10 protein-coding genes, 2 tRNA genes and 3 pseudogenes are annotated in these 17,568 nt (G+C 69.4%); 5 read left to right on the top strand and 10 right to left on the bottom strand.

What is annotated here, in order from left to right:
• Window positions 1–1,206: 1,206 nt before the first annotated feature.
• A complete protein-coding gene (locus ABT369_RS40460) occupies window positions 1,207–1,767 on the bottom strand; it encodes a hypothetical protein (protein ID WP_350620657.1) in 561 nt (186 codons plus the stop codon).
• Here ABT369_RS40460 and ABT369_RS40455 point away from each other — a divergent pair.
• Window positions 1,761–4,811: an AfsR/SARP family transcriptional regulator gene (locus ABT369_RS40455; protein WP_350620655.1), complete on the top strand. Its 3,051-nt coding sequence runs from the start codon at window positions 1,761–1,763 to the stop codon at window positions 4,809–4,811. The genes ABT369_RS40460 and ABT369_RS40455 overlap by 7 nt on opposite strands.
• Window positions 4,812–4,940: 129 nt before the next feature.
• Window positions 4,941–5,777, top strand: coding sequence for a hypothetical protein (locus ABT369_RS40450; protein ID WP_350620653.1), 837 nt, complete (start codon window positions 4,941–4,943; stop codon window positions 5,775–5,777).
• 580 nt (window positions 5,778–6,357) lie between these two features.
• On the opposite strand, the gene ABT369_RS40445 is transcribed toward ABT369_RS40450, so the two are convergent.
• Window positions 6,358–6,576, bottom strand: a complete 219-nt coding sequence (locus tag ABT369_RS40445; RefSeq protein ID WP_350620671.1) for a tetratricopeptide repeat protein — start codon at window positions 6,574–6,576, stop codon at window positions 6,358–6,360.
• Window positions 6,577–6,670: 94 nt separating this feature from the next.
• Here ABT369_RS40445 and ABT369_RS40440 point away from each other — a divergent pair, with 94 nt between their 5' ends.
• Together ABT369_RS40440 and ABT369_RS40435 are read left to right on the top strand one after the other, a co-directional pair.
• Window positions 6,671–7,807, top strand: a complete 1,137-nt coding sequence (locus ABT369_RS40440; protein ID WP_350620651.1) for a hypothetical protein — start codon at window positions 6,671–6,673, stop codon at window positions 7,805–7,807.
• Window positions 7,804–8,619, top strand: coding sequence for a hypothetical protein (locus ABT369_RS40435; protein ID WP_350620649.1), 816 nt, complete (start codon window positions 7,804–7,806; stop codon window positions 8,617–8,619). Before ABT369_RS40440 ends, ABT369_RS40435 begins: the two co-directional genes overlap by 4 nt.
• Window positions 8,620–8,801: 182 nt before the next feature.
• Here ABT369_RS40435 and ABT369_RS40430 read toward each other — a convergent pair whose 3' ends face one another.
• The 8 genes and pseudogenes from ABT369_RS40430 to ABT369_RS40390 form a co-directional block, all read right to left on the bottom strand.
• Window positions 8,802–10,769 (bottom strand): Hsp70 family protein, encoded by a 1,968-nt coding sequence (locus tag ABT369_RS40430; RefSeq protein WP_350620647.1) that lies wholly within the window; start codon window positions 10,767–10,769, stop codon window positions 8,802–8,804.
• A 1,471-nt stretch (window positions 10,770–12,240) separates the two neighbouring features.
• Window positions 12,241–13,092: a hypothetical protein gene (locus ABT369_RS40425; protein ID WP_350620645.1), complete on the bottom strand. Its 852-nt coding sequence runs from the start codon at window positions 13,090–13,092 to the stop codon at window positions 12,241–12,243.
• A gap of 944 nt (window positions 13,093–14,036) precedes the next feature.
• Window positions 14,037–14,402, bottom strand: coding sequence for a hypothetical protein (locus tag ABT369_RS40420; RefSeq protein WP_350620643.1), 366 nt, complete (start codon window positions 14,400–14,402; stop codon window positions 14,037–14,039).
• 43 nt (window positions 14,403–14,445) lie between these two features.
• Window positions 14,446–14,940, bottom strand: a pseudogene (locus tag ABT369_RS58055) (cold-shock protein); the annotation flags it as partial.
• A gap of 60 nt (window positions 14,941–15,000) precedes the next feature.
• A pseudogene (locus ABT369_RS40405) lies at window positions 15,001–15,192 on the bottom strand (cold-shock protein); the annotation flags it as partial.
• Between the two features lie 36 nt (window positions 15,193–15,228).
• Window positions 15,229–15,426: pseudogene (locus tag ABT369_RS40400) on the bottom strand (cold-shock protein); the annotation flags it as partial.
• A 381-nt stretch (window positions 15,427–15,807) separates the two neighbouring features.
• A tRNA-Arg gene (locus ABT369_RS40395) sits at window positions 15,808–15,880 on the bottom strand.
• 44 nt (window positions 15,881–15,924) lie between these two features.
• Window positions 15,925–16,015: transfer RNA gene (locus ABT369_RS40390), tRNA-Ser, on the bottom strand.
• Window positions 16,016–16,137: 122 nt separating this feature from the next.
• On the opposite strand from ABT369_RS40390, the gene ABT369_RS40385 reads away from it, so the two are divergent.
• Window positions 16,138–17,340, top strand: a complete 1,203-nt coding sequence (locus tag ABT369_RS40385; RefSeq protein ID WP_350620641.1) for an EcsC family protein — start codon at window positions 16,138–16,140, stop codon at window positions 17,338–17,340.
• The last annotated feature ends 228 nt before the right edge of the window (window positions 17,341–17,568 follow it).

Below are 17,568 nucleotides of genomic sequence, written 5' to 3'. Positions count from 1 at the left end.
GAGGCACTTCCGCCTTGAGGATCGGCGGGGCGGCATTACTTCAACGTTGGTCGGGCGCCCATGGATCGTACGGCGATCGCGACATCCCTCATCGGCAGATCCGGACGCGTATCGGCTGCGGTGGGTTGCCTGCGGTGGTGCAGCGTCCCAGCCACCCGTCGACGGCGTGCTCACCGTCGGCCCCGCGGTGCCGTTCACGGCCAGCGTCAGCGCAAGATCCACGTTTCCGGACATCGGCTCTTTATAGATCCAGATGCTGAGCGGTCGTCGGGTGGCCACGTTGTCATTACGCATCGTTACCATCGGCCAGCAGACCGGCGATCTGACTCTCCTCCGAGGCTGGAGGGGACCGGACCCGGTCGCGTGTGGGCGGTGGCCCAGTGCATCGAGTGCCGGGCCGGCGCGATGAGCCGATCGCCTCACTTGTTGAGCGACTCCTGGACTGACCGGCATCCGTGACCCCGAACACGGCAAGATCACCGGGGCATGCGGCGGGACCTGATCTTCTCGTCGAGGTCTGCAATCCGGCCGAGGTCAGAAGCCTGGACAGCCCTGCTGAAGAGCGGCTCGACCACCCGCGTTGCCGCCAAGATCCAGACTGGTCGGCACAGACGGACGCCGACCGACACGGACCGGTCTGGACCCTTCCGAAACAGCCGAACACGTTTGGAACACATCAGGTCCACAATGGACAAACAATGAGAGGCGGTTGATCTACGTTTCCGCAGGTCAACCGCCTCTTGATGTTGCGCGCCCGAAGGGACTCGAACCCCTAACCTTCTGATCCGTAGTCCAATAGGCCGGCGTTCCTGATCAGGGCCTTGATCAGCTTCGCGCAGCACGCCCGATTACACCAGAAATCCAGTGGATTGTCCGTCCACTGTGGAGCTCTTCGCGATCGCTTCCGGCGACAGGGCGTCTCAGGTCGATCGGAGCGCGGATGGACACGTGCGGCGTGGCTGCCGGGATGCGCTCCGCCGGGCGACCGAGCACCTGCGGTTGCCGAGTCCGCCACACGTCGCCGGCCCAGAATGCGTCGATTATGTGGACTTGTCGCGCCATGGCACCCCAGCCGCGGGCGGTCCGGTTGGAGGTGCCACCGCAGTTGGACCAGCGCGGTGTCGTCGCGATCACCTCGGCGGCATCCCCCACGAATACGAACATGCCGCCTGAACTGCCCGGACGACATTCTCGGCAAGCGCAGCGTCAGCTCTCCAGGACCTGCCACACCTTGGGGACCCAGACCCAGCGCCCGTTGACGTTGACCAGGCCCTCGAAGGCGAGCCCGAGGTCGTCGCCCGGCTCGGTGTACTTCCAGCGGTACACGGTGAGGCCGGGCTTCAGGTGCGGGCCGATCTGCTGGTAGCCGCCGGGAAAGTTCGCCGCGACGGCTGATGACCAGGACCGGATCTCCTCGGTTGTGGCCTTGAAGACCTTCAGGTCGGTCTGTTCCGGTTTCGCGGCGATCTTGACCTCGCTGCCGTTCCACAGCTTCGCCTTGTAGTACTGCTCGGCCTTGGCCGCGACGTCGCCCTCGAACACGGCTTGGTAGTCCGCGGTCGTCGGCTTCAACTGCTGTACGAGCGTGGGGTCGTTGCCTGTCCCCAGCGCCTGCATCAGGGCTTTGGCGCCTTCGTCAGTGTTCGGGTACGTGCTGCCGGCCGCGTTCTGCGCGGTCGCGGGGGTGCCCGGTGTGTCCTCCGCGCCTGCCCCGCAGCCGGTGAGGGTGGCGCCCAGGAGCGCGGCCAGCAGGGTCCAATGTGTCAAGCGCTTCGCACTTGCGGGGCGCATGCTCGTCCTCCGATCACGAAATCTGGCCCGCGAAGCGCGGGCCAGGCGAACCGGCCCGGTCCGGGCCATTCCGATCAAGGATGGGCAGACGGGTTCAGAACGACATCAGCGTCAGTTCAAAGCCGCGACGGCGTCCGGGTTGTGAGGGCGAGCTAGCGTCGAGCGGCGGCAGCCAACCTCACGACGCGGGACGGGTGATCATGCGTTCGCGGCCCACCGAGCCACCGCTCGTACCGGTGCGGGTGTGTCTGCTCGGTGCCGTGTCGGCGCACACACCGCAGGGGCCACTGCACCTCGGGCCTCGCCAGCAGCGGCTACTGCTGGCGATCCTGGCTCTGGAGGCGAACCGGCACGTTTCGGTCGATCGGATCGTCGACCTGATGTGGCCGGCGGCGCCTCCGCGTACCGCCCGGCACGCGGTGCGGGTGTGCGCGTCGGGGCTGCGCGCCGCGTTCGCACCCGTGAGCGCCGCCGACGCCGCGATCGTCGCCGTCGGCGGCGGCTATGCGCTGCGGATCGACCCGATGGCGGTCGACGCGCAACACTTCCGCACGCTGCTCGGCGAGGCCGACACCGAAACCTCGGACCAACGCCGCCTGACCTTGCTGGACCAGTCCCTCGCGCTGTGGCGTGGCACCACGCCGCTGGCCGACGCCGCACAACCCGACGTACGCGACCGGCTCGGCGCGGGCCTCACCGAGTCCCGCCTCCGAGCTGTGGAGGACCGCTTCGACATTCGGCTGCGGTTGGGACAGCACGCCCGGCTGCTGGACGAGCTCGCCGATGCGTGCGCGGCGCACCCGGCACGCGAGCGGCTCGCCGGACAGCTCATGCTGGCGCTGTACCGGTGCGGGCGCGGCGCCGAGGGGCTCGCCGTCTACCACCGGCTGCGCGACCATCTCGCCGAACAGTTCGGCCTGGACCCGGGGCCGGCGCTGCGCGGGCTCGAGCGGCAGATTCTCCAGCAGGACCCGGCGCTGGAGCGGCACCCTGGTCCTCGTCGCCCGCCCGTGCCGGCGCAGTTGCCGGCGATGGCGGGTCTCGTCGGCCGCGAACCCGAGTTGGCCCAGCTCGACGCGCTCGCACGCAACACGGAACAGGATGCTGCGGGCACCTCGATCGCGGTGATTACCGGTACCGCCGGCGTGGGGAAGACCGCCCTGGCCGTACGGTGGGGACATACCGCCGCTGTGCGTTTCCCGGACGGGCAGCTCCATGTCAACCTGCGCGGCTTCGACCCGTCGGGTCCCGCGCTCGATCCGGCTGCGGTGCTGCGCGCGTTCCTCAACACGCTCGGCGTTCCGGCGCAGCAGATCCCCTCCGACCCCGATGAACGCGCCGCCGTGTACCGCAGCACCATCGCCGGCCGCCGGCTGCTGATCGTGCTGGACAACGCCTGCCACGCGGAACAGGTGCGGCCGCTGCTGCCCGGCGCCTCGAGCTGCCTGACCGTGGTGACCAGCCGGGATCCGTTGCGGTCACTGGTCGCGATCGAGGGCGCCACCCCGCTGGTCCTGGGCCTGCTGACCGTCGAGCAGTCTCGGGACCTGCTGACGAGCCGCATCGGCGGCTCGCCGCATGCCGCGGAACCCCTGATCGACGAAATCGTCGAGCGTTGTGCCCGGCTACCGCTGGCATTGGCGGTGGCGGCCGCCCGGATCACCACGCGCCGGCATCTGCCGCTTGCAGAGGCCACGGCGGAACTGCGTGACGCGTCCACGGTGCTCGACGCCCTCGACGGCGGCGATCCCGTCACCGACCTGCGGGCTGTGCTGTCGTGGTCCTACCTGGCCCTCGGCCGGGACGCCGCCCGGCTGTTGCGCCTGCTCGGAACGCATCCGGGCGCCGACATCGGGGAGCTGGCGGCGGCCAGCCTGGCCGGCCTGCCGACGGTGTACACCCGCTCGCTGCTGGCCGAGCTGGTCTCGGCGCATCTCGTCAGCGAGCACACCGCCAAAAGGTACGTGCTTCATGACCTGCTCAAGGCATACGCTGCCGAGCAGTCGCAGGCGACCGACAGCGCGGAGGAACGCCGAGCGGCGATGCTTCGGCTGGCCGATCACTACCTGCACACCGCGCACCCCGCCGCACGCCTGCTCGACCCGCTCCAGGTGCCCATCACGCTGACCGCACGGCGGGACGATGTCGTGGCCGAGCCGCCGGGTCACGCCGACGCCGCGCTCGCATGGTTCCGCACCGAACACGAGTCGATGGCCGCCACCGCCGCCCGAGCGGCAGCACTCGGTCTTGACGAGCACGCATGGCGGCTCGTGTGGACCCTGACGTCGTACCTGCTGCGACAGGGCCACTGGCAGGCACAGCGCGCCGCCGGTCAGGTCGCCGCGGACGCGGCCCGGCGACTGGGCGACCGCGGGGCACTGGCCCACTCGCTGCACGGCATGGGCATGGCCCACGCACGGTCCGGGCAGCACGACGAAGCCGCGCCACTGCTGCGGCAGGCGCTCGACCTGTTCACCTCGGACGGCGACGTCCCCGGGCAGACCATCGTGCTGGAGGACATGGCCTGGGGAGCGGAGGCCGAAGGTGACGCGCAGCGCGGCCTCGCCCTCGTCGAACGGGCCCTCGTGATCGCGGAGACCGCCGGCCACACCACCGGCCTGGCCCGGCTGCACAACGCCATCGGCTGGTTCCACACCCTCCTCGGGCGCCACACCGACGCCGTCAACCATTGCGAGCAGGCACTGGCGATGTTCCAGCAAGTCGACGACCCCCCAGCGGTCGCGGCCACGTGGGACACGCTCGGCCACGCACACCGCCACCTCGGCGACCACGAGCGGGCCACCCGCTGCTACCGCAACGCCATCGGTTTCTACCAGACCCTCGGCGACCTCTACAACGAGGCGGCGACGCTTGTCGAACTCGGTCACGTGCTGCACGAATCCGGCCAGCCCGACCACGCCCGACAGGCGTGGTGGGAGGCGTACGAACGCTACGAGCAACTCGGCCATCCCGACGCGCGGCAGATCGCGGACCTGCTACAACCAGCCGCCGGACGCTGACGGGGACCTCCCCCGTGCCGGACTGTTGCGCACCAACGGCCTGGCCTCGACCAACGATCCGCGCGGGCGTGAACCGACGCGAGGAGACGGCGCGGACGTTTCGTTCACCGACTGGAGGACGTGGGGACGATGAGTGAACGAGCGACAGTCAGGAAGCTGGTCACCGAAGCTCAGGTTCTGCTGCGCCTGGACACGGATCGCGTGCGCGTACTCGAACTCGTGACGGTCGCGGACGCGATGCTCGCCGATATGGACGCCGACGCGGAGGCGCGCGCCGACAGCTATGCGTCTGTGTCGGCGCTGTGGCTGGATCTCGGCGACGAGCAGCGCAGCGAGCAACGGATCGTCCAGGCGATCGAAGCGGAAACACAGGTCACGCCGGCTCGGCCGGTGATCCTGGGCACGCGCAGGCTGTTCTACGCGAAGCTGCTCCACGCGCAGCGGCGGTTCGCCGATGCAGCGCGACACGCGAGCGAGGGGCTCGCGATCTACGCGCAGGGCGTGGCGCCGGATCACCCCGAGCTCGCGCGCCTGAAGGTCTATTTCGCGCCGATCCTGAAGGACGCGCCCGAGAGGCCGTCCGTTGTCGGTGCGCTGCGCGCGATGGGCGAACGCCTGTGCGCGGTGGCGACCGGCAGCGAGGCCGAGATCCGCAGCGCGCTCGGCATCCCGACGACCCCACCGCCGTTGGGTGCGAGCGAATGCCTGGTTACGGCCGGCGAGCTCTCGCGTGCGAGCGTGGAGCTACGATTCGCGGTCGGCACGCTGACACGGCGCGAACTCGACGAGACGTTCGGACCGGCAAACGTGCTGCCACGCACCGGGCCATTCGCGTCGCACACGCTCGGTTACGCGATACGGGTCCCCGGCAGGCCGGCTCGCATCAGCCTGTACGCGCTCTTCGCCACGACGCCCGAGACCGAAACCAGCGCGAAGAGCGTGCTGCTGCGGATCGATCCCGCGTAAGTGTCGCGGTGTCGACACCCTCTCCACCTCGGCTCGACACCGGCCTCGAACACGACGTCCGAATCCGGCACCCGCGGCCACGGCGTCATCGATCTCCTCCACAATCGCTATCCGCATCGTCGGCTCGTGGCGTTCTCCGAAGGTGCCGACGGCTTCTGGTCGTCGCTCGGTTGGCGGCGACACCTTCACAAAGATCCCGAAACGGCGTGGCGCGCACGTCCTCTCTTCATCCAGCCATGATTCGTGACGTCGGGTGACATTGTCGGTTGCGAGTGCTTCACTTCCTCTCCGCGCTCAGCGGCGGCCCCACCCCGGCCGCTGTACTCGTCGCCTGCGGCGCCGCGGGCGGATCCCCTCAAGCTGTTCCACACCATCATCGGCAAGTGAATGCCGATGCGGCGCTCACTGATGGCGGCGACGGGGGTCGGCCTGTGGCCGGCCTCGTCGGCATTCGAGACGTGCCACTTCGTAGTCAGCGCTTGCTCGTCACTCGGCTGTCAGCAGATATGCCATTCGTGTCAGCCATGATCGATAGCCGGAAACAGCGATTGTGGTGTTGGGTGCCGACACTGCACCGGGCTCAGTTCTGAGCTAAGCGCAGCGCGGCTTCCCGGTTGCCCGCAACAATCCGCATCTGCGGGTGGTCGTCGCCCAGGACCCGCCGGCAGCCGGTGAGGGCCTGCTCGAACAGCGAGATGGCCCGGCCCAGATCCCCAGCCGACACGTAGGCGCTGGCGAGGTTGCTCACCGACATGAGCGTGTCCGGGTGGTCGTCGCCCAGGGCCCGCCAACGTGACAGTTGCTGAATTCATCCATCTTCCGGTCGGCGTGTAGATCACGTCGCTCACGCTGGAACCAGGGGCCGGAGCCGGCCGATTCGACGCTGCGCGAAGATGCTCGACGGCCGGCACCCGCGGTTGCTGGGCAGCCTTACGCTGTCATGGGAAAGCGTCAATCCGCTCTTGTTGACTGCATCGAGAGGAGTTTGCGTGCCCAGCCGTAACAAGGGCCGCTCCAAGCATAAGCAGAACGACACTCGGCGCCGTTCCGGACGGGCCTCTCCTGAGGGAGCCGCCGAAACGGCTCAAGCGCCGGCTGGTCGTCGGCCCTCGCTCGAGTCCTCTCGCGAGGGCGGCGTTTTACCCTCAACACCGAACCGGCCCGGGTCACCGACCGGTGACTCAAGCGCTGGTACCAGGGAAAATCGCATCCGGAGTTGGGCGCTGAACGCGGCCGGTACTGCTGCCGTCATTCTGGTCACCGCCGCTGTCTCGTATGTTCTGGCCGCGAAACAGGGCGCGCGAGAACAGCAGGGAGCCATCGACGCTCAGCGGGTCACCGCGGAGGGCAAGCCCGCCTTGTCGGCCTCGGTCGACTTCGCCTACGGCGACCAGGACGGCGACATCTGGGTGGCTCCGAACAAGGTCTTCTCCGGCGAGCGCGAGCTGGCCGGCGACGTGCATCAGAAGGTGGTGAGTGCCGGGGGCTTCGAGCTGGGCACACCGCCACCCGAACATCCCAAGGGGCAGACGGCCACGCGGCTACGCGTGACGATCGTCGGACAGCGGTACAACGGAGTCGTCGTCAAGGACATCAAGGTCCGGGTGCTGCGTCGGGCGGCACCGTTGCACGGCAGCCTGCTGCTCGGCCCTCCCCAGGGCGCCGAAACGGTGTCCGAGGTGGGATTCGACTTGGACTCGACCGACGTGACCGCCCGTGAGATCGAGCCCGACGGCCAGCTGGGGACCGGCTATTGGCGCGGGCACCAGTTCATCAAGCTGGCGCAGCACGAACCGCAGGTGATCGAGGTGACCGCGCTGACCGCCCGGGACTTTTGCGAGTGGGTCCTCGAATTCGAGGTCGCCGACACCGACCAGGTGACGAAATCCGAGGTGGTGGAGGTCCGCAACAACGACGGCACGCCGTTTCGGAGCACGCCCGTGGCCGGCGGCTACGACGAGCGGTACGACTTCGATTTCCGCGCCGCGAAATGGCGGCTCGCGGACAGCGGGCAGGTGACCGACTGGTGACCAGGCCGCGGATCGTCGTGCTCGGCCTCGCGATGGTCGTCGGACTCTCACTCGGATGGTTCGTGGCGGGGCGGCGGCCGTCGCCTCCGGGCACCGAGACCGCTGCACCCGTCCGGAACTCCGCGCCACCAGGCGACGCCGGCAGCGCCACGGACGACTGGACGCAAGTGGGCGCATCGCTCAAGGTGCGCGTGCGTGGCCAGGAGCCGGGCGCCTGGTGGGTGCTGGCCCTGGCCGGACCGTTGCCCGCTGCGGGCCAGGCCGTCGGCGGCACCTGCTCCGACGCCTACTACTGGACGCTGGAGCACGGCGGCGCACAAACCGCCGAGTTCGCCCTGGTGCTCGAGGTGAGGGCGCTGGCCGACACCGACGTCCGGATCGAGCGGATCGCCGGCCGGCTCACCGGACATCCCGCGGAGACTGGCACGATGTACGCGGACTGCGGCACTGCCGACACCGAGACGCCGCCCGGGTTGACCGGTGACGAGCTGTGGCTCTCGACCGACCCGAAGCGCGCCGACGCGGCCCTCGGCCCGGACGAGGGACTCACCGCCCCGCTCGGCGCCGGTGAGGTCCACCGCAGGACGCTGCACGTCATGTCGGCCGGCGGACCCGAGGACAACCTGTTCGTGCTCGACATCGGCCTCGTGATCGCCGGGCGGCCGTACCAGATCACCCTGGACGACCACGGCAAGCCCTTCCTGCTGCGCAAGGTCGCCGGCGGGATCGGCTTCGTCCCGGCCGCCTACCACTGGCAACCGGCACCAACCCCCAGGTTCTCACTGGAGCCCTCGTACACGAGACCGAACTGAACGGGGGTCGCCGCAACTTCGCCGCCCTGCGCCGCGGTGCGCGGCGCGTCCGCATGAGCCCGGCTGGCTGCTACCGCGCCTGCGATCGTTTGGTGATGGACATCGTGGAGCCGGTGGCAACGCCTCAGGAGCGCCGACCCCGACGTCGCTCGCAGAGCTGACGAAACGGCACCGGCTGCGGTTCAGGTGAGTTCATCGTGGACTTCGCGGTGGGCGGCGGCGATCCATGCAGCATCCGGGCGCAGGGCGAGCGCCGTGTCGACGTCGGCGAGGGCTTGCTCCCGGTGGCCGAGGTCGTAGTGGACTCGGGCCCTAGCCTCGAACACCCACGCCTGGTCCGGGGACAGCCGGATCGCGGTGTCGAGGTCGGCGAGGGCGGCGGTGAGGTTGCCGCGGCGGTGGTGGACCTGACCGCGGGCACCGGCGATCCAGCCAACATCCGGACTCAGCGTCACGGCCACGTTGTAGTCGACCAGGGCGGCGTCGAGGTCGCCGAGGTCACGGTGGATCGCGGCGCGTTCGGCGAGCATCCACGCCAGGTTTCCCTGCGGATCCATCTGCAGCGCCCGGTTGACGTCCCCCAGCGCTTCGGCCAGTTGACCGAGGCGCTGCCGTGCAACACCCCGGTCCGCGTACATCCACGCCTGCCCCGGGTCGAGTGCGATAGCCCGTTCGATGTCGACGAGCCCGCCCCGCGGGTCGCCAGCGCGAACCCTCGTCGCGCCGAGATCACCGCGGAACGTCGCGTTGTCCGGGGCAAGGCGGACGGCCTCGCCGAGGTCGGCGAGCGCCGGTTCGTAGCGTTCCAGTTCGCGGTGGACGAGCCCGCGCTGCGCCCAGCTCCGTGCGTCGGATGAGTCTAGTTCCAGTGCCCGGTCGAGATCCGTCAGCGCCGCGTCGAGTTTGCCTAGTCTGCGGTGCGTCTCGGCCCGCAGCTGCAGGCCGATCACGTCGTCGGGAACTCGGGACACGACCCGGTCGAGGACGGTGAGCGCCTCGGTGTAGCGGCCGTCGCGAACATGCGCGTCGGCGACGTCGATGTCCCGTTGCGGTGTGCCCACCGGTGCCGAGGCCTCCGAAGGGGCGGCACCGGCGAGAAGGCTGCCGGCCGCGACTGCCAGCTCCGGTTGCTCGATGACGACCGGTGCCCGTTTGAGGGCGCGGTGCAGCAGGGTCGCGACCAGTGGCATCCGGCTTGAGCCGCCGACGAGGAACACCCCGGCGATACGGTTCTCGGCGATATTGGAAAACCGCAGTACGCCCTGGGTGATGCGAACCGTCTGCTCCACGATGGACCTGGCGAGGACATCGAGCTCGTCGCGGGTCAGGTGAGCGCCGGCGGCCAGGGATGGCACGACGAGGTCGGCCGTCGGCAGCCGCGACAGGCGTTCTTTGGCCTCCCGTACGTCGTGCCACAGCTGCCCGTGCGCCCGCCGTTCCTCAACGGTCGACGGTTCCCGCAAACGCCGCCACACGTCGGGGTCGCCAGTCGTGCGCAGGTGTTCTACGACGCTATTGTCAATGTCGAGCCCACCGAGGTCGTCGCGGCCCTCCACAACGAGAATTTCGAACCCGGCACCCGTTCGGGCCACAACACTCGCGTCGAAGGTTCCCGCGCCGAAGTCGTAGACCACAACGACAGACCCGACCGGCACTTTGTGATCGAGGACGCCGGTGAAGTACGCAGCGGCCGCGACCGGTTCGGCGACGAGTTGGACGCGGCCGAGCCCGGCGGCCGCGGCGGCATCGGCGAGAACCAGTTGCCGGGTGGCGCCCCACGACGCGGGGCAAGTCAGCACAACGTCGAGCCTGTCGCCGCTGGCTCCTCCAGTGACACGGCGGCACTCGTCACTGACCCTGGACAGCACGGCCGCTATCAGGTCGGTGACGGGGATCTCACGGTCGCCGAGCAGGACGACAGAGTCGTCGACGCGGCGTTTTGGGTTCGGTTCGAACCGCGCCGGGTCGACGCGGGAGCTCTGCAGCGCGTCACGGCCGGTGACGATTGCCCCGGCCGGGTCGGCATAGACCGACGACGGTAGCAGCGGCGAACCGTCGAACAACAGCGGACTCGTCCGGCCGTCATGGGTCCGGACGACGGCGGCAGTGTTGAATGTGCCGAAGTCGATGCCGAGTCCGACGGTGCCCATGCGCTCAAGTCTATTGCGCTGGGCGGGGCTCGCTGGGGCCGCGGCGCCCGTGGACACTGTCGGTTACCGATTTCCGGGGAGACCGTTTGTTGGCATCTCGACCTCACCGCCAATCTCTCCCGGCACGCCACCGTCCTCGGCCCACTGTCCTCGACGCGACCCGGCCCACCGACGCCCAGCTGCGGTACGCCACCGGCAACAGGCTTGACCAGCCGCCGCTACGACCAGCCGGAGCCGACAGGCACGGAGGATCTGGAACGTCAGTTGGCGGACAGGATGCCCCCTCTGCGCGAGTGGATTGCGACGTTCGACGCGACCGACTTGTTGGCACCCGACGAGCTGCAGGTGGTCAAAGGGCTGCTCACCCCCGCTGCTCCGTAGGCAGCGCACGGCATACAAGAAGGTTCCGCCACCCAGCGGACCGTGCGATCGCTACTGGCCAGCAGCAGGCGCATTTAGTACAAAGATCGGATGCTCGCACATCGGCTCCGTGCACCGGCCCCGCAGCAGGACACCCGGCGGCGTAGCCGGCGAGGCGGCGCCACCGCCGGGCAACACCGGGCGGGCGCCCGGCCCCCAACCTGACGCAGGCCCGGCCACCGAGATCGAACCGCGTCTGCCGCACCACCCTGATGGGTCTTCAACCGGCCCCAAAAATCCACAACCGGTCAGATGCCGCCCACCGGCCGTCACCCGCCGGATCCCTTTTCGGAACGGTGGACCAGGCAGCACAGACCCGCGCCGACCAGCACGGACCGGTCTGGACCCTTCCGAAACAGCCGATCACTTTCGGAACACTTCAAGTCCACAGTGGACGAACGAAGAGAGGCGGTTGATCTACGTTTCCGCAGGTCAAACGCCTCTTGATGTTGCGCGCCCGAAGGGACTCGAACCCCTAACCTTCTGATCCGCAGTCCTCCATCAGTCAGACGCAGCTCGCAGCCTTGATCAGCACCCCCCCCACTGCCCGATTATGACGAATTTCGTGGATTCGTCCATCCACTTTGGACGGCAGCGCTCAAGACACGTCACACGCCGGCCAAACGGCCCAGACATCCTACGTCTCAAGCTACCCACATCTGATCGCAACGCTGCCGATCCGCGCCGCCGCACACCAACGGGGGAGCCATGTGCGGAAACCTGATCAAAGCCGCGAGCGCGCCCGTCGCGGCATGGCGCGGGCGTCCAGGCGAGGGCCGGACCGACGCACCTGGTCGTCTTCAGCGGGGCGGGTGGTCCGCTGCTTCGAGGGCGTCGATCGCGCTGGCCCATGGACGCTCCGTCGCTGGACGAACCTCCTGGTTGAGGTTGCGGTGCATCCCGGCCTGCTTTCTTCGACGGAACCGTCCCGCACTTGACGTCAGCGCAGCGCGAGACCTTGGCCGATCTCCTCGCCGCGCGCACCCGGAACATCCCTGGCTCACGGATCTGTCACCGCACATCGCCGCCATCGCCGCCCTGACCGTGGCCGTCAACGCGGCGCTGGTGGTGGCGTTCGGTGCGCTGGTCGGCCGTGCCGCTCCAGCAGCTCGGTGAAGTTGAGGTACCCCCAGATCCGTTCATGGGCGGCGAACGCGCGCAGGACCTCGGGCGTCGGGCCCTGCGCGTCGAGCAGCGCGGCGGCCAGCCCAATCGCGCTGACGGCGGGGATCTTCGCGAACTCCTCGGGCGTCGGCACCGCCCCGAGGCGGGCGAGCGCCGCCCGCGCCTCACCCGTGGGGTCGTACCCGATCCAGAACGACTCCCTACACTCCTCGGGCACGTCGGTGAGGATCGCGGCGCCGGCCGGGTCGCCGAGCCGGGCCAGCGCGAGCGCGGCACAGAACCGCTGCCGCCGGTCCGTGGCTTCGAGCTGCCCGTACAGCCAGCCCGCCGCCGCCTCAGTCGGCGGCCAGATCGACAGGCCCAGGGTCAGCTCGGCCTGGGCCAAGCCGGTGGCCCGCTGGGCCGATGCGAGGGTGTCGCCGCCGGCGGCCGACAGCAGCCGCGCTGCCCACGGGTTGCCGGCCTCGGCCAGCGCCCGCCAGTGCTCCCGCTGGGCGGCGACGGCCGGCCGGATCGGACTGTCCTGGGCGGCGGCGGCGAGATAGCCGCCACCGGTGAGCATCTCCCACAACAGCTCGATGACGCGGTCGCGCCGCTCACCGGGCAGCTCGACGGCCGCCGCCACCAGCGCCGGCGCGACAGACTCCGCGGCGGGCGCGACGGTCCCCTGCACGAACAGCGCGTGCCGCAGGCTCCTCAGCGCCTGGTCGAACGCGCCTTCATCCCTGAGCCCGTCGAGATGCCCCGGCAGGTCGGACAGCTCCCCATTGAAGACCATGCCCTGATGATATTGAGCGCGCCACGTCCTGGCTTCGGTCCGGACGGACCGGACCCGGCCGCCAGGAACGACACCCAACATGAGCCGGCAGCACGAACAGTAGGTTCTCCTGACGGCTGCTCCTGGCAAGCGCTGCGACGATCGCTCATCGGCATCCGGATGCGTATCGGCTGCGGTGGGGTGCCTGCGGTGGTGCAGTCAGATGGTTGGCGGCCGGCTGCGGTGAGCGGCCCGGACGGGGGTCGGCTTGGCGGTGTGTCTCAGCCAGGGTGCGGGGACTGGGGTTGCGGCTGACGCGATGGAGCCAACAGCCCGGACAGCCGGCGCTGTCGCTGACGTCCGCACGGCGATGCGACCCAGCAGATGATCTTCACTGAAGACAGTCGGCGCCGGCCTGGATCACGATCCGGGGACCCTGCTTGATCTTGACTGACGCCATGGCACCCAGTCCAAGATCCAGACCAACCGGCACGAACGGATCCCCACCAGCACGCCCCGACGTGGACCGTTGCGAAACAGCGGATCCCTTTCGGAACACAACAGGTCCACAGTGGACGAAACGCGAGAGGCGGTTGATCTACGTTTCCGCAGGTCAACCGCCTCTTGATGTTGCGCGCCCGAAGGGACTCGAACCCCTAACCTTCTGATCCGTAGAAAGCAAGATGCCGAGTCCAGCTCACAGCCTTGATCAGCGCCACCTCGACGGTCCGATTACATCGCAATCGCGCGGCTTGTCCGTCCACTGAGGATCGATTCGCGATCGGCAGATCGCAACGCGCCGATCACGGACAGACATCCCATGTTTGGTCTCGAAAGGGCCTCAAGCAGATCCCCTATGGTGGCGTTCCGTCAGCGAACGTGCCGTAGAGATCTCCACCGGAGGCGGTGCCCCCAGTCCGGCCGATGCCAACCGGCAGGTACCCGCTGGCGTGCTTGCTGCTCAGTCAGATCCAGTCCTCGTCCGAGGAGGTCTCGTCGGTGAATCCGTACGGCGCCCCGCCAGCGGTATAGCCGACGACGAAGAACGACCTGCCGTCAACGACGATCCACGAGTCGTCGTCGGGGACGATCCCGTAACCGACCCGACGCGTGGACCGCAGCCGCGGCGACGACGGCGGACGCTGCGCCCACTGCTGCGCGAAGGCCGGCAGAGGGACACCGAGCGCGGCAAGATCGTCGAACGCGGTGTACCGGTCCACGCCATACCGCTTCGCGTACGCCTTGACAGAGACCGCGGCACCGGAGGCGATCCAGGCCCGGGCCGAATCCCGGCGTGATCGTTGACGCATCCGGTGCCGACGCGGCTGCATACCGCCGGATGCTACCGGCCCGCCGAGGCACCCCCGGGCACCATCAAGTGAGAGTAGGAGCGCCTCGGAGGCGCTCTACGCGGTCGGCCTGCGGGCCCCGGTCGCTCTGACGCACCGTGTACCGGACCCGGTCGCCCTGCTGCAGCGGTTCCGACCCCGCGACCACGGACACGTGGACGAACAGGTCGTCACCTCCGGCGTCTGGGGTGATGAACCCAAACCCGCGGTCGCCGTCGTAACGCGCGACGACGCCCTCGCCCGCGCGTGCGGGCACGCCCCGTGACGGCGGCTCCCTCCTGGCGGGTGCCGGCCCGACCGGCGCCGGCCGTCGCGGTGGCGGTACGGGCTCGACCCCTCGGACCAACTGCACATCGCGGGCCTGCGGGCCCTTGTCGCCGCTGACGACCTCGTACGCCACGCGATCGCCCTCGGCCAGCCAGGTGAGGCCCTCGGCCAGGGACCGGGCGTGGACGAAGACGTCCCCGCCGCCGGAGTCGGGAGCGATAAAGCCGAAGCCCTTGTCCTCGTCGTACCAGGAGACGGTTCCGTCCGCCCCGTCGGCACCGCCGGCCCCGGCGGACAGGCCAGCCCCGGGACCGAGCGGGACCACGTGCGCGGCCTGCGGGCCGCGCTCGCCCTCGACGACGACGAAGGCCACTCGCTGCCCGTCGCTGACCACACCGCCGGTCACGATGGCCGAGCTGTGCACGAAGATGTCGGCGCCGCCGCCGTCCGGCGAGGCGAACCCGTACCCCTTGGCCGGCTCGTACCAGTTGACCGTGCCGAGCAGGCCCACGGCGCCGCCGGCGGCCTGCTCAGCGGTGACGCGGACGCGCAGCGCCTGGGGACCGCGGTCGTTCTCGCCGGCCTCGAACTCGACGGCCTGGCCCTCGCGGAGCACCTTCGGGCCGCCTTCACCCACGATCTCGGAGGCGTGCACGAACACGTCTGGCGAGCCGTCCTCAGGCGCGAGGAAGCCGAACCCCCGTTCGGCGTCGAACCAGCGGACGATCCCCTGCGGCATAGGAAAGCTCCAGGTCGTAATAGCGGCATTGCTCTCAGTGTCGCTCACGGCGTCGCGCCTGGGACCACCGGGACCGGCCACCGGCCCCCAGCCTCACGCAGGCCCGGCCCCCAAGATCGAACCTCGTCCGCCGCCCCACCCGGATGGATCTTCAACAGCTTCGAAATCCGCAACCGGTCAGATGCCGCGCACCGGCCGTCACCCGTCGGATCCCTTTTCGGAACGGTGGACCAGGCGGCACAGACCCGCGCCGACCAGCACGGACCGGTCTGGACCGTTCCGAAACAGCCGATCACTTTCGGAACACAACAGGTCCACAGTGGACAAACGAAGAGAGGCGGTTGATCTACGTTTCCGCAGCTCAACCGCCTCTTGATCTTGCGCGCCCGAAGGGACTCGAACCCCTAACCTTCTGATCCGTAGTCAGATGCTCTATCCGTTGAGCTACGGGCGCTTGTTGCTCGCCTAGCATACACACCGTGCAAACCAGGTTTTGCGCGGAGGCTCCGGGATTCGAACCCGGGATGGGCTTTAAGACCCAAACCGCATTAGCAGTGCGGCGCCATAGACCGAACTAGGCGAAGCCTCCAGCCGCCCCCGTCACCGGGGACTGCCGTCCGAGGATACAGTCCCCCATCCTAGCCGGGCAAAGCGGGTACGCCCTGAGCGCAGAACGGGTGCTCAGGGCGGTTGGCCATTACGCTCTTGCAGATGGGAGAGGACTCGAAGGTACCGCCGAAAAAGCTCGGGGACACGGCGCTGCGGTTCGAGCCGCCCCCGGCGGACGCGTCCGGCGACGACACGCCCAAGGCGCCGCCGAGACCGCGTACGCCCGCGGCGACGACGCCCTTCGCGCCGGCGGCCCCGACCATGGAGTCCACCCCGCTTCGAGCCACCCCGCCCAAGCAGGCCGTCCCACCCAAGCAGGCGACCTCACCCAAGCAGGTCACGCCGCCGGTGCAGGCCACTCCACCCAAACCGGTCACGGTCACGCCGCCCGAACAGGTCACGCCGCCTGCGGACGAGCCCGAGACCGAGCCCGCGCCGGTCAAGAAGGCCGCGGCCAAGAAGGCGCCCGCGAAGAAGGCCGCAGCGGCGAAGGCACCCGCGGCCAAGAAGGCGCCGACCGCGAAGAAGGCGCCGGCCGCGAAGAAGGCGCCCGCCAAGAAGGCGGCAGTGACGAAGGCCACGAAAGCCGCCGCGACCGGCCCGGAGCCCGAGCCGATCATCGAGACCCCACGCCCGGTGATCGAGGAGTCGCGACCCGTCGAACCGCCGCAACCCGTTTCAGTTGATGAACAAATTCACAAAACGGACGGATTGAACCCCGCCTACATCCCCGAGAGCCTCGCCCTCGCGGCCGTGGAGCGGCTCGGGGCCGGAGCCCGCCGTCGCATCGCCTGGTATCAGCTCACCTACCCCGACGCCGACGGCGACGCCCTCTCGCGCGCCATCACCCACGAGTTCGTCCGCCGGGCCCGCCGGCAGGGATTCGCGGCCGGGCTCGTCGGCCCCACCGGCCTGGTCGTCGAGGCGGCCGGCGTCGCCTGGCTGCAGGCCAAGCTCGTGCTGCACCTGGCCGCCGCCTACGGCCACGACCCCGAGGACCGCCACCGCGCCGCCGAGCTGCTGGTGCTGCAGCGGGTGCACGGTTCCGTCGAGACCGCCGAGGCCGCGGTGCGGGCCGCCGAGCGACCGGCCTCCCGGCGGGCGAACCGGCGCGTCGCGGCCGAGCGCCTCTCCGGCCCGCTGGCCCGGATGGTCGGGGCGGGCCTCCTGCGCGCCGCCGCGACCCGGATCGCGGGGCGTTTCGTGCCCGGCGCCGGGCTCGTCGTGGGATCCGTCACAGCGGCCCGCAGCACCGAACGTCTGGCCGCCCGCGCGGTGCGCTACTACCGCGGCTTCCAATCCTGAAACGCCTGAACTCCGGCTGGCGCGAGCGGGGTAGAACTGGGTGTACGGGGAGTGAGGAGCGCCGTCGTCGTGGATTCGAATATCGCCGTGGACAGCAACCCGAAACGAAGCGGCAACGTCTTGGTCACTGTGCAGACCAATCGCGGCCGATCCGGGGGCGGGCAACGTGAACAGCGCTTATGTATAGTCATGCCCCGTGTCGCTCCCCTCTGGCGCTATCGAATCTGA

The organism is Dactylosporangium sp. NPDC000244 (assembly GCF_040300725.1).
Taxonomy (GTDB): Bacteria; Actinomycetota; Actinomycetes; order Mycobacteriales; family Micromonosporaceae; genus Dactylosporangium.
This window is presented reverse-complemented; position numbering and strand designations above follow the sequence as displayed.